Below are 12,393 nucleotides of genomic sequence, written 5' to 3'. Positions count from 1 at the left end.
ATTACGAGCGGTAGTCGGCGTTGATGCTCACGTAGTCGTGCGACAGGTCGCAGGTCCAGACGGTTGCGCTGGCGTCGCCGCGCGCGAGCTTCACGTTGACCAGGATCTCCGGCTTGTTCATCACGCGCTGGCCGTCTTCTTCCTGGTAGCCCGGGTTGCGGCCACCGGCCTTCACCACCAGCACGTCGTCCAGGTACAGGTCGAGTTTGGAAGTGTCGAGGTCGTCGATGCCGGCGTAGCCGATCGCGCACAGGATGCGGCCCAGGTTCGGGTCGGATGCGAAGAACGCGGTCTTGATCAGCGGCGAGTGGGCAATCGCGTAGGCCACCGTGCGGCACTCCTCCACGTTGCGGCCGCCATCCACGGTCACGGTGATGAACTTGGTGGCGCCTTCGCCATCGCGAATGATCTGGTGCGCCAGGTTGCGCGAGATCTCGGTGACGGCATCGCGCAGCGCCGCGTATTCGGGCGTATCGAGGCTGTTCACTTCCAGCGCGCCGGCGCCGGTGGCCATGACGATGAACGAGTCGTTGGTCGAGGTGTCGCCGTCGATGGTGATGCAGTTGAACGAATCGTCGGCCGCGTGCTTGACCAGTTCGTTCAGCACCGGCTGCGCCACCTTGGCGTCGATCGCCAAGAAGCCCAGCATGGTGGCCATGTTCGGACGGATCATGCCGGCGCCTTTGCTGATGCCGGTCATGGTGACCGTGTGGCCGCCGATGGTCACGGTGGCCGATGCGGCCTTGGGCTGCGTGTCGGTGGTCATGATCGACTCGGCGGCGTTGAACCAGTTGTCCGCCTTGAGGTTGGCCACGGCCGCGGGCAGGCCGGCGATGATTTTCTCTACCGGCAGCGGCTCGAGGATCACGCCGGTCGAAAACGGCAGCACCTGCTGCGCGTCCAGCCCGAGCAGTTTGGCCACTTCGGCGCAGGTCTGGCGCGCATTGGCCAGGCCCGGCTCGCCGGTGCCGGCGTTGGCGTTGCCGGTGTTGACCACCAGTGCGCGGATCGGCTTGCCGGCCGCAAGATGCTCCCTGCTCACCAGGACCGGGGCGGCGCAGAAGCGGTTCTTGGTGAAGACGCCGGCGACGGTGGCGCCTTCGGCCAGCTTCATCACCAGCACATCCTTGCGGTTCGGCTTCTTGATGCCGGCTTGCGCAAAGCCCAGTTCAATACCGTTGACAGGTTTCAGGTCTGCCGCGACAGGCAGGGGAGAATTGACGGCCATGGCGTTCTCAGGTGGATATAGGAAATCCGATATTGTACCGCCACCACGAAACAATGAGAGCCGTGCAGCTTTTCCCGGCAATAGCGATTGTGCGGTCGCGCTTAACCTGAGCTAATGGCTTAACAAGGGCCACCAGGACATGAAATCTTTATAATGCCTGCAGCCTTTCGCATGGAGAACCGGATGTCCGAAACCCAACGCAGTGTGCTCAGTGCCGTCTTTTCGCTCGCGATCATCGGCTTTGCCATTTTCGTGACCCAGCGTTTCGTGCTGCCCTTGCTGTGGGCCGCCATCCTGGCGATTGCGACCTGGCCGTTGTACAAACGGGCGCTGCGCTCGCTGGGAGGGCGCGAGATCGGCGCCGCGCTCGTGGTTACGGTGATGTGTGCGGTCGTGTTCATCACGCCGCTCGCCTTGGGCATCATGCAGGCCGCCAAACAGGCGCCGGCGCTGGCCGCGCTGGTGGCCAGCGCCAACAACGAAGGACTGGCCGCGCCGGACTGGCTGGTGCGCATTCCCCTGATCGGCAATGCCGTCCTGGATTGGTGGCAGACCACGCTCAGCCAGCCGCACGGCCTGACGCACCTGCTCACCGACGGCTCGGTCACGCGCATGCATACCGCGAGCGAGGTGCTGCGCACTTTCGGCAGTGGCGTCATGCACCGCATGATCGACGTGCTGTTCGCCTTCCTGTGCCTGTTCTTCTTCTACAAGGACGGTGCGGCCCTGCTGTCGCAGCTGGACGCAATCGGCAACCACCTGATCGGCAACCAGCGCTGGGCGCTGTATTCGAACCGCGTGCCAATCGCGATTCGCGCCACCGTGAACGGCCTGGTGCTGGTTGGGCTGGCCGAAGGCATCCTGCTCGGAATCGCGTACGAATTTGCCGGGGTGCCGTCCGCGGTACTATGGACGGCGGCCACCGGCGTGCTCGCGATCATCCCGTTTGGCGCGCCGCTCGCATTCGGCAGCGTGGCGGCGCTGCTGTTCTACAACGGCAACACCGTCGGCGCCGCGGCCATCATCGCCTGGGGTGCAGTCGTGTTGTTCGTGGCCGACCATTTCGTGCGTCCAACGATGATCGGCAACGCGACCAAGCTGCCGTTCCTGGCCGTGCTGCTGGGCATTCTCGGCGGCGTGGAGACGCTCGGGCTGATCGGACTGTTTGTGGGTCCGGTGGTGATGACGCTGTTCGTGACCCTGTGGCACGAGGAAAAGATGTTCCGCCACCCGGCGCGCTGAAACTGCTGACCTCGGGAAATCCTTAGCGACATTTCCGCAGGTGCGACACCAAACCTTGGCCTTGCTGATCGGGCCGTTTGAGCTTTGGCACGGACGACTCGCCCGCGCACGCTAGGCTGAGCTCGTATCCCAGCCCTGCACTCAAATGGAGCAACCCATGATCAAAACGCCGAGCAATGTGTTGAGCGTGTCGCGCCGCGATGCGCTGAAGAAAACTGGTATCGCCCTCTGTGCCAGCATGCTTCCGCTGGCCTCATCGATGGGACAGCCGGTGGCCAATGGCGTGCGCTACCGGCGCTACAACGCGACCGGTCCGCACGGACCGCGCATGCTTAAGAGCTACGCGAAAGCAGTCCGGGCGATGCTCGCATTGCCGCCGGAAGATCCACGCAACTGGTATCGCCACGCGATCGTCCACACGGTGGACTGCCCGCACGGCAACTGGTGGTTCCTGCCCTGGCATCGCGGCTACCTCGGCTGGTTCGAGCAGATCTGCCGTGAACTGAGCGGCGATCCCCAGTTCGCACTGCCGTACTGGGACTGGACCGCGGAGCCAAAGGTGCCCGACGGCATGTTCGACGACGTGCTCGACCCGAACCACAGCGCCTACATCCCGACCGCGCCCGACTTCGAAGCGCGCCTCAAGCGCGCGATCGAAAACTCCGGCTACTGGACCTCGCCGGGCGGCGTGTTCCAGACACGCTCGCAATACGGCCAGCTCCTGATGCGCCGGATGCGCTTCGACCCCGATCTGATGTTCGACATCGTCACCGACCCGTCCGGCCGCCTGTTCTACGACCAGCCGGGCGCGCGCGGGCTGCGGCGCGAGCATCCCGAGTTTTCGCCGATGACGGCGGCCGCGGTGTCGATCGGGACCGTTCACGCGGCGCTCGCGGCGCAGGACTTTCCCGCCTTTGGCAGTTTCAAGGCGCCGAACCACAGCGCCATGGCCGGCTTCGGCATCCTCGAAGCCCAGCCGCACAACCTGGTGCACCGCTGCGTCGGCTCGCGCGACTGCAATTTTGTCGATGCCATGGGCTTCATGACGGACATGCTGTCGCCGGTCGACCCGATCTTCTTCCTGCACCACGGCAACATGGACCGCCTGTGGGACGTGTGGACGCGCAAGCAACAGGCACTTGGCCTGCCGACATTGCCCGCCGGTTCAGAATTGCGGACCGACCTGCCGGACGACCAGAAATCGCCCGAGGAAAAGAACACCGATTACTTCCGCTGGGCCAGCGAGCCGATGCTGTTCTTTGTGGACAGCAAGGGCGCGCCGGTGGCGAAGACGCGCGGCGGCGACTACGAGGCGATGGAGGCCTTCAACTACGACTATGAGCCCGGGTCGGGCGAGGATGTGGTCGCGCAAGCGAAGGGCAAGCCGAAAGGCCGGCTGGCTGCGCGGCGCGTGTTCAGCGGCAAAGTCGTCGACCGGCTGGGCCGGGGCGGACAAGCAGCCAGTGGTCTTGTGCAGCTCCCGGCCGGCACCATCGAGCAGGCCACGGCCGCGGGCAGCGTACTGGTCGCGAACCTGACGCTGAACTTCCCGCATTCGGAACACAACGACTATGTCATCGTCGTCAACGGTCCCGAGGACCTGTCACAGGTGGATGCGGCCAGCCCGTTCTACGTGGGCGCGATCGCCATGTTCGGCCACCACGCGCACGGCGCGGCGCTGTCGTACGTGATACCTCTCGGGCAGAAGCTCGGCCAGGTGGCGGCGGATGGCAACGTGCGTCTGCGCATCGTGCCGATGCATGCGGCACACGAGGGCATGGACCATGGGGGCGCTGTGGAGCTGCTGGCGGTGAACGTGGAGGTGTACTGATTGTGGGCGCGCACGATACCGGATCACGCCGGCACTGACTGAACGCGTGGGCAGGGAGACCTGCCCACCCTACGTTGTCACGGAAGCCGAAAAAAAAACGGCAGGTCGCAACCTGCCGTTTTTGCTTTGCCCTGCTAGCGGATCAAGCCAGCTTGCCGTGGCACTGCTTGAACTTCTTGCCGCTGCCACAAGGGCACGGGTCGTTGCGGCCAACCTTGACACCCATGTAGCTGTTGGCGTCGCTGCCCACTGGATCGGGCACGCCGGCCGCCACCGGCGCCATCAGCTCTTCCGGTGCGGCGGCCGGGTTGAACTCGGAGTGCTGGTAGTTGACGTTCTCCAGGTGTGCCACCTGGGCCGCCATCGCCGCCTCGGCCGCTTCGACTTCCTCGCGGGTCTGGATGCGCACCGTCATGACCATGCGGATCACTTCGTTCTTGATCATGTCCAGCATGTTCCCGAACAGCTCGAACGCCTCGCGCTTGTACTCCTGCTTCGGGTTCTTCTGTGCATAGCCGCGCAGGTGGATGCCCTGGCGCAGATGGTCCAGCGCGGCCAGGTGCTCGCGCCAGTGGCTGTCCACGCTTTGCAGCATGACGTTGCGCTCGAAGCCGCCGAACGCTTCCTGGCCGACGATCGCGACCTTGGCGCTGTACGACTCTTCGGCGGCGGCCAGCACGCGCTCGAGGATGTCGTCGTCGTTCAGGTTCGGCTCGTCCTGCAGCAGCTGCGACAGCGGCACGTTCAGGCCCCAGTCGTTGGCCAGCACTTGCTCCAGGCTCTTGATGTCCCACTGCTCTTCCACCGACTCGGCCGGCACGTATTCGCGCACCACGTCGGTGAACACGCCAGTGCGCAGCGAGGCGATCAGCTCGGAGATGTCGGCCGCTTCCAGCAGTTCATTACGCTGGGTGTAGATCACCTTGCGCTGGTCGTTGGCGACGTCGTCGTATTCGAGCAGCTGCTTGCGGATGTCGAAGTTGCGGGCCTCGACCTTGCGCTGCGCCGATTCGATCGAACGGGTCACGATGCCCGCCTCGATCGGCTCGCCTTCCGGCATCTTCAGGCGTTCCATGATCGCGCGCACGCGATCGCCCGCGAAGATGCGCAGGAGCGGGTCGTCCAGCGACAGGTAGAAGCGCGACGAGCCCGGGTCGCCCTGGCGGCCGGCACGGCCACGCAGCTGGTTGTCCACCCGGCGCGACTCGTGGCGCTCGGTGCCGATGATGTGCAGGCCGCCCTGCGCCACCACGTGGTCGTGCAGCGACTGCCATTCGTCGCGCAGCTTTTGCGACTCCTGTGCCTTCTGCTCCGGCGACATGTCCGGGTTCGCTTCGATGAACTGGATCTGCTTTTCGACGTTACCGCCCAGGACGATGTCCGTACCACGGCCAGCCATGTTGGTGGCGATGGTGATCATCTTCGGACGGCCCGCCTGCGCCACGATCTCCGCTTCGCGCGCGTGCTGCTTCGCGTTGAGCACGTTGTGCGGCAGCTTGGCCTTGTTCAGGATGCCCGAGAGGAGCTCGGAGTTCTCGATCGAGGTGGTACCGACCAGCACCGGCTGGCCGCGCTCGTAGCAGTCGCGGATGTCGTTCACCATCGCCTGGTACTTTTCCTCGGCCGACTTGTACACCTGGTCCTGGCGGTCCTTGCGCTGGCTCGGGCGGTTCGGCGGCACGACCACGGTTTCCAGGCCATAGATCTCCTGGAATTCGTAGGCTTCGGTGTCCGCGGTACCGGTCATGCCCGACAGCTTGGAGTACATGCGGAAGTAGTTCTGGAAGGTGATCGAGGCCAGGGTCTGGTTCTCGTTCTGGATGCGCACACCTTCCTTGGCCTCGACTGCCTGGTGCAGGCCGTCGGACCAGCGGCGGCCCGTCATCAGGCGGCCGGTGAATTCGTCGACGATCACCACTTCGTCGTTCTGCACCACGTAGTGCTGGTCCTTGTGGTACAGCTTGTGCGCGCGCAGCGCGGCGTACAGGTGGTGGATCAGGGTGATGTTGGCGGCGTCGTACAGCGACGCGCCTTCCGGCAGCAGGCCCATGCGGGTCAGGATCTGCTCGGCCTTTTCGTGGCCAGCCTCGGTCAGCAGCACGGTGTGCGCTTTTTCGTCCTTGACGTAGTCGCCCGGCTTTTCAACCTTGCCCTTGCCGTCCGGGGTCTCCTCGCCGATCTGCTCTTCCAGCAGCGGCGGGAGTTCGTTCATCTTGTAGTACAGGTCGGTGTGGTTCTCGGCCTGGCCGGAGATGATCAGCGGGGTGCGCGCCTCGTCGATCAGGATCGAGTCCACTTCGTCGACCACGGCGAAGTTCAGGCCACGCTGCACGCGCTCGCGCGCGTCGTAGACCATGTTGTCGCGCAGGTAGTCGAAACCGTATTCGTTGTTGGTGCCGTAGGTGATGTCCGACGCGTAGGCTTGCTGCTTGGTGTCGTGGTCCATCTGCGACAGGTTGATACCGGTCGACAGGCCCAGCCAGCCGTACAGGCGGCCCATCCATTCGGCGTCGCGCTGGGCCAGGTAGTCGTTGACCGTCACCACGTGCACGCCCTTGCCGGCCAGCGCGTTCAGGTACACGGGCAGTGTTGCCATCAGGGTCTTGCCCTCGCCAGTGCCCATCTCAGCGATCTTGCCGTAGTGCAGGACCATGCCGCCGATCAGCTGCACGTCGAAGTGGCGCATCTTGAACACGCGCTTGGCGGCCTCGCGGCACACCGCGAACGCTTCGGGCAGGATGTCATCGAGCGTTTCGCCGTTGGCCAGGCGCGCTTTGAATTCAGGCGTCTTGGCCTGCAGCTCGGCGTCGGAAAGCTTTTCCATCTGCGGCTCGAGCCCGTTAATCTGGCGCACCGTCTTTTGGTATTGCTTGAGCAGCCGCTGGTTGCGACTACCGAAAATCTGGGTCAGTAATGACATGCTTGGAATTCTTCAAAAATACGCGCCGGGATAGATATCAAAATGATATCACTCGAAGACCGCCTGTGGCCGCAAACCGTTGATTTTAGCATGCGGCGTCGCCACACTTGGGGACTACAGCCGGGATAACAAGTACTTGGGGTCAAAGAAAGTTATCAAACTGAACTGCCCTGCCAGCCGGTGCTGCCAGACGGTCCCGGCTGTGGTATGTTGACGGGATGCAGTTCTCCCACAATGCCCGTCCGGTCCACATTTATGGCACCCGGACCAACAAGACATCCTTCGGCGCCACCGAGTTCCTGCGCGCGAACGACAGGATGGCCGCCCTGCTGCCGGCCGCCATGCGCATGGCGCGCCTGCAGAGCGACTGCGCGGCCCTGCTGCCGGCGATGTTCTCGGCGTGCGACGTGCTCTCGTTCCAGGAGGGCGCGCTGGTGCTGGCCGTGCCCAGTTCGGCACTGGCGGCGCGGCTCAAGCAGCAGACGCTCAAGCTGCAGAACGGGCTGCTGCAGCGCGGCTGGCAGGTGGACTCGATCAAGCTGAAGGTCCAGGTGACGCGCCCGGTTCCGGAACAGATGAAGATGCGCACGCTCGAACTGCCGCCGACGGCGGTGCAGGCGTTTGAGGATCTGGGCGATGCGCTGCCGCAGACGGCGCAAAATGCGGACCTGATCGCGGCGATCAAGTCGCTGGCGGCCAAGCGCAAGCAGCAGGGTTGATTTCGTAGGGTGGGCAGATTCTGCCCACGCGTCCAAACAGAAGCTGCGTTGACGCGCCGTGTGCCTGAACGCGTGGGCAGGAGACCTGCCCACCCTACCAGAGCGGGCTCAGGTCAGCGCCCACTCGCGCGCCATCTGGCGCACATAGGACACCGGCGCCGTGCCCGGCGCGTCGAACGAGACGATTTCGTAGGCCTCGCGGTCGGCCAGCAGGGCGCGCAGCAGGTCGTTGTTGAGCGCGTGGCCGGACTTGTGCGCGGTGTAATGGGCCAGCAGCGGGTAGCCCACCAGGTACAGGTCGCCGATCGCGTCGAGGATCTTGTGGCGCACGAACTCGTCGTCGTAGCGCAGGCCGTCGGCGTTGAGGATGCGGTACTCGTCCATGACGATGGCGTTCTCGAGCGAGCCGCCGCGGGCCAGGCCCATGCCGCGCAGGCTTTCCACGTCCTGCATGAAGCCGAAGGTGCGGGCGCGCGCCACGTCGTGCACGTACGAGACGGTGCCGAAATCGACACTGGCACGCTGCGAGGTGCCGTCCACTGCCGGATGGTTGAATTCGATGAAAAAGTCGAGCTTGAAGCCGTCGTACGGCGACAGGCGCGCCCACTTCTCGTTGGCGCCGCTGCCCTGGCGCACCTCGACGTCCTTGAGCACGCGGATGAACTTCTTGGGCGCCGCCTGCTCCTGCACGCCGGCCTGCTGCAGCAGGAACACGAACGAGGATGCCGAACCGTCCATGATCGGGATCTCTTCGGCCGACACGTCCACGTACAGGTTGTCGATGCCAAGGCCCGCGCAGGCGGACATCAGGTGCTCGACGGTGGAAACGCGCGCGCCGTCCCGCACCAGGACCGAGGCCATGCGGGTGTCGCCGACCACTTCGGCGCTGGCGGGGAATTCGACCACCGGGTCGAGATCGACACGGCGGAACACGATGCCGGTGTCGACCGGGGCCGGACGCAAGGTCAGCTCGACCTTGGTACCCGAGTGCAGGCCCACGCCAGTGGTGCGCACTACCTGTTTGACGGTTCGTTGTTTGAGCATTGGCCGATTATATCGTAGCGTCGGCTATGTCGCCCGGCCCGGCCTCGGCGGTAGCGCCGATGCGACGCTTTTTATGGATGCTCGGCCTCGGCATGCACCCGCTCGTGGCGAATCAGGTACAAGCCGCTGCCAATGATGATCGCCGCGCCGATCATTGTGTACCGGTCCGGCAGCGTGTGCCAGAGCAGCCAATCGATCGCCACGCCCCACGCCAGCGCCGAATATTCGAACGGCGCCACGACCGAGGCCTCGCCGTGGCTGAACGCCTCGTTGATGGCGAGCTGGGCGAAGAAGCCGCTGACCGCGAGCGTGCACAGGACCGGCAGGTGCGAGGCAGCGACCGGGATCCAGCCCGGCAGCGCAAGCACCGAGGCGCCGATTGCCATCATGAGCATCAGCCAGAGCATCATGTGCTCGGCGCGATCGGTGCGCGCCAGGAGGCGCGCGGCAATCGCGGACACCGCGTACATCACGGCCGCGGCCAAGATGGCCAGCCCGCCGATGCTCAGGAATCCCGAGCCGTCGGGCCGCAGCACGACCAGCACGCCGATCATGCCGGTGCCGATGGCGATCCAGCGCGCCGTCTCGACCTTCTCCTTGAGGATGAAGACCGACAGCGCGGTGATCAGGATCGGCCCGATGAAGAAGATCGTGTAGGCCGATGCGAGCGACAGCTGCTTGACCCCGAACGCGAACAGCGCCAGCATCACGATGCCAAGGGCGGCGCGCAGCACCTGCAGCTTCCAGTTCACGCGCAGGGCCGAGCCGAACGCGCCGCGCCAGCCGACCCACGCGAACACCAGCGGCAGCGATGCGATCGAACGCAGCGCCGCCACCTGCATGGCTGGAAAGTGCCCGGCCAGCACCTTCATGGTGGTATCCATCACCGAGAACATGGCAACGGCCACCAGCATCGCGTAGATGCTGCGCAGGTTCGATTCGCGGCGGTTCACAGCCGCCGTTCCATGAAGACGGAGAGCGGATCCGGGGCATAGCCGCCAAACGGTTCGCAGCGCGCAAAGCCACACCGCTCATACAACCTGATCGCCTCGCCCTGGCGGATGCCAGTCTCGAGCTTCAGCTCGCGCAGCCCGGCCATCGAGGCGAACAGCACGATCTGCTCGACCAGCTGGCGGCCCGTGCCCAGGCCGCGCCGCTGCTCGTCCACATACATACGCTTGATCTCGCCGTACCCACCGCGATTGACCAGCGCGCCGCAACCGACCGCCGCGCCATCGATGTCGCGCGCGACCAGGAACAAGACATCGCCCTGCATCAGCGAGGCCAGGTCCATCAAGTGGTTGCTCTCGGCCGGATACAGGCTCGCGCAATAGGCGTCAAGGCGCTCGAGCATCGCCAGCACTTCCGGCTGGTTGGGGGATTCGGCGTTGATGATCATCGTCGGTGAGAAGTCCAAAAGCCGGGCTGCGCCCGGCGCCATGCTGTCAGCCCAGCTGCTTGAGCATGGTCTCGGCGTTCGACACTTCGAAGCCGCCCTGCTCCACGTTCAGCTGCTTGACCACGCCGTCCTCGACCAGCATCGAGTAGCGCTGCGAGCGCGTGCCCATGCCGAACTTGGAGAAGTCCGCGTCCAGGCCAAGCGCCTTCGAAAATGCCGCGTTCCCGTCCGCCATCATGCGCACGATCCCGGTTGCCTTTTGCTCGCGGCCCCAGGCGCCCATCACGAACGCGTCGTTCACCGAGATGCACCAGATTTCATCGACGCCTTTGGCTTTCAGTTCGGCGGCGTGCTGCACGTAGCCCGGCACGTGCTTGGCCGAGCAGGTGGGGGTGAATGCGCCCGGCAGGCCGAAGATCACAATCTTCTTGCCCTTGACCAGATCTGCCACGTTGAAGGTGTTCGGGCCAAGGCTGCAGCCTTCGGTTTCGGTCTCGATGAATTCGGACAGTGTGCCTTCCGGCAGGCGGTCGCCAATCTTGATGGTCATAAGTGTCTCCTTGTCTTAATGAGTTGCCAAGATCGCGAAGTATGCCCGATCCCCGCGATCCTTGCAGGGACCGCCCCATTTCCGCTTGCGCGCCCCGCCAAATGATCGGAAGATGGGCCACCTTAACCGCACGTGTGGGCCCGATGAACAACCAGAACTACCTGCCTGGCGTGAAGGCGCAGTACGAGCACCTGCCCTACCCGCCTTGCGACCCGAAGGACGAATACAACCGGCTGCAGCGCACCTGGCTGGAAGACCTGCCGATGATGAACCACTACTGCTTCCAGGGCCGCGAGACCTTCAGCAACGGGTTCCGGGTGCTGGTAGCGGGCGGCGGCACGGGCGACGCGACCATCTTCCTGGCCGAACAGCTGCGCGGAACCGATGCGCAGATCGTGCATTTGGACCTGTCATCGGCGAGCATCGCCATCGCGAAGGAACGCGCCGCGATCCGCAAGCTCGCCAACATCCAATGGGTGCAGGATTCGATCCTCAACCTGCCCTCGCTTGGGCTGGGCGAATTCGACTACATCAATTGCGTGGGCGTGCTGCACCACCTGGCCGACCCAAACGCGGGGCTGTGCGCGTTGAAGCGCGTGCTCAAGGAGCGCGGCGCGATTGCCCTCATGGTGTATGGTGCGATCGGGCGCACCGGCGTGTATCACATGCAGGAGCTGCTGCGGCTGGCGAACCAGGGCTGCGCCGAGGGCGAGAAGATCGCACAGGCCAAGGAGGTGCTGGCGGCGCTCCCGCCCGGGAACTGGTACGGCCTTGCGGGGGACCTGTACAACGACAAGGACAGCGACGCCGGCATCTATGACTCGCTGCTGCATTCGCAGGACCGGGCCTACACCGTGCCCCAGTTGTACGAGTGGCTGGCCGACGGGCACGGCTTCACCATCGAATTGTCGGACGTGGGCCGCGGCCGCTTTCCGTACCTGCCGCAGTTCACACTAGGGCTGGAAGCTTCGCGCATGCGCGCGCGGCTGGCACACATGGACGAGCGCGCGCGTTACGCGATGTCCGAGCTGCTGATGGGCGACATCACGCGCCACCTCATGTACCTGACGCGGGAGCCGCAAGCGAAGGCGCCGTATGGAGATGCCGAGTACGTGCCGCTCTACTTCCACGAGCCGCTGGATGCGCGCGCGCTCGAAACCATGTTTGCGCCCAAGGACGGCCTGACGCTGCTGCGCCATCCGCACCTTGGCATGACGGCCGCCGTGGATGCTGGACGGTACTCGGGCAAGATCCTGCGCCATATCGATGGCCAGCGCAGCTTCGGGCAGATCTTCGACCTGGTGCGGGCCGATCCCGCCGTGCGGACGCAGTCGCCCGACAACGCGACGCTGTTCGCCGACTTCAAACCGGTGTACGAGCTGCTCAACGCGATCGAACGCATCCTGCTGCGGCATTCATCGGTGCCGTAACGCGGCGACACGCGGCACGCGCGAACGCGT

The 12,393-nt window shown here is 64.7% G+C and carries 10 protein-coding genes; 4 read left to right on the top strand and 6 right to left on the bottom strand.

The window, feature by feature from the left end; genetic code table 11:
- Nucleotide 1 precedes the first annotated feature (1 nt).
- Nucleotides 2–1,228 carry a bifunctional glutamate N-acetyltransferase/amino-acid acetyltransferase ArgJ gene (argJ, locus tag NX774_RS19415; protein ID WP_258823925.1) on the bottom strand — a complete coding sequence of 409 codons (1,227 nt, stop codon included), beginning with the start codon at nt 1,226–1,228 and terminating at the stop codon, nt 2–4.
- A 183-nt stretch (nt 1,229–1,411) separates the two neighbouring features.
- On the opposite strand from argJ, the gene NX774_RS19410 reads away from it, so the two are divergent.
- Together NX774_RS19410 and NX774_RS19405 are read left to right on the top strand one after the other, a co-directional pair.
- A complete protein-coding gene (locus tag NX774_RS19410) occupies nt 1,412–2,470 on the top strand; it encodes an AI-2E family transporter (RefSeq protein WP_258823924.1) in 1,059 nt (352 codons plus the stop codon).
- 157 nt (nt 2,471–2,627) lie between these two features.
- On the top strand, nt 2,628–4,301 hold the full coding sequence (locus NX774_RS19405) for a tyrosinase family protein (RefSeq protein WP_258823923.1): 1,674 nt from the start codon (nt 2,628–2,630) through the stop codon (nt 4,299–4,301).
- Nucleotides 4,302–4,443: 142 nt separating this feature from the next.
- On the opposite strand, the gene secA is transcribed toward NX774_RS19405, so the two are convergent.
- Nucleotides 4,444–7,221, bottom strand: coding sequence for a preprotein translocase subunit SecA (secA, locus tag NX774_RS19400; RefSeq protein WP_258823922.1), 2,778 nt, complete (start codon nt 7,219–7,221; stop codon nt 4,444–4,446).
- 218 nt (nt 7,222–7,439) lie between these two features.
- Here secA and NX774_RS19395 point away from each other — a divergent pair, with 218 nt between their 5' ends.
- Nucleotides 7,440–7,940 (top strand): DciA family protein, encoded by a 501-nt coding sequence (locus NX774_RS19395; RefSeq protein WP_258823921.1) that lies wholly within the window; start codon nt 7,440–7,442, stop codon nt 7,938–7,940.
- A gap of 108 nt (nt 7,941–8,048) precedes the next feature.
- Here NX774_RS19395 and lpxC read toward each other — a convergent pair whose 3' ends face one another.
- From lpxC to NX774_RS19375, 4 genes are all read right to left on the bottom strand, one after another.
- Nucleotides 8,049–8,984 (bottom strand): UDP-3-O-acyl-N-acetylglucosamine deacetylase, encoded by a 936-nt coding sequence (lpxC, locus tag NX774_RS19390; protein ID WP_258823920.1) that lies wholly within the window; start codon nt 8,982–8,984, stop codon nt 8,049–8,051.
- Between the two features lie 71 nt (nt 8,985–9,055).
- A complete protein-coding gene (locus NX774_RS19385) occupies nt 9,056–9,898 on the bottom strand; it encodes a DMT family transporter (RefSeq protein WP_258824077.1) in 843 nt (280 codons plus the stop codon).
- A 35-nt stretch (nt 9,899–9,933) separates the two neighbouring features.
- Nucleotides 9,934–10,383 (bottom strand): GNAT family N-acetyltransferase, encoded by a 450-nt coding sequence (locus NX774_RS19380; protein ID WP_258823919.1) that lies wholly within the window; start codon nt 10,381–10,383, stop codon nt 9,934–9,936.
- A gap of 46 nt (nt 10,384–10,429) precedes the next feature.
- On the bottom strand, nt 10,430–10,933 hold the full coding sequence (locus NX774_RS19375) for a peroxiredoxin (RefSeq protein WP_258823918.1): 504 nt from the start codon (nt 10,931–10,933) through the stop codon (nt 10,430–10,432).
- A 143-nt stretch (nt 10,934–11,076) separates the two neighbouring features.
- On the opposite strand from NX774_RS19375, the gene NX774_RS19370 reads away from it, so the two are divergent.
- Entirely contained in the window at nt 11,077–12,363 is a 1,287-nt protein-coding gene (locus tag NX774_RS19370; protein WP_258823917.1) for a class I SAM-dependent methyltransferase, read from the top strand.
- Nucleotides 12,364–12,393: the final 30 nt, after the last annotated feature.

Source organism: Massilia agilis, from assembly GCF_024756255.1.
In the GTDB taxonomy this organism is placed as follows: domain Bacteria; phylum Pseudomonadota; class Gammaproteobacteria; order Burkholderiales; family Burkholderiaceae_D; genus Telluria; species Telluria agilis.
This window is presented reverse-complemented; position numbering and strand designations above follow the sequence as displayed.

Excerpts from the sequence above, each read along its gene's own strand:
- NX774_RS19410 (WP_258823924.1), top strand. The coding sequence starts at position 1,412 with ATGTCCGAAACCCAACGCAGTGTGCTCAGTGCCGTCTTTTCGCTCGCG.
- NX774_RS19370 (WP_258823917.1), top strand. The coding sequence starts at position 11,077 with ATGAACAACCAGAACTACCTGCCTGGCGTGAAGGCGCAGTACGAGCAC.
- NX774_RS19375 (WP_258823918.1), bottom strand. The coding sequence starts at position 10,933 with ATGACCATCAAGATTGGCGACCGCCTGCCGGAAGGCACACTGTCCGAA.
- NX774_RS19405 (WP_258823923.1), top strand. The coding sequence starts at position 2,628 with ATGATCAAAACGCCGAGCAATGTGTTGAGCGTGTCGCGCCGCGATGCG.
- argJ (WP_258823925.1), bottom strand. The coding sequence starts at position 1,228 with ATGGCCGTCAATTCTCCCCTGCCTGTCGCGGCAGACCTGAAACCTGTC.
- secA (WP_258823922.1), bottom strand. The coding sequence starts at position 7,221 with ATGTCATTACTGACCCAGATTTTCGGTAGTCGCAACCAGCGGCTGCTC.
- lpxC (WP_258823920.1), bottom strand. The coding sequence starts at position 8,984 with ATGCTCAAACAACGAACCGTCAAACAGGTAGTGCGCACCACTGGCGTG.
- NX774_RS19380 (WP_258823919.1), bottom strand. The coding sequence starts at position 10,383 with ATGATCATCAACGCCGAATCCCCCAACCAGCCGGAAGTGCTGGCGATG.
- NX774_RS19395 (WP_258823921.1), top strand. The coding sequence starts at position 7,440 with ATGCAGTTCTCCCACAATGCCCGTCCGGTCCACATTTATGGCACCCGG.
- NX774_RS19385 (WP_258824077.1), bottom strand. The coding sequence starts at position 9,898 with ATGCTGGTGGCCGTTGCCATGTTCTCGGTGATGGATACCACCATGAAG.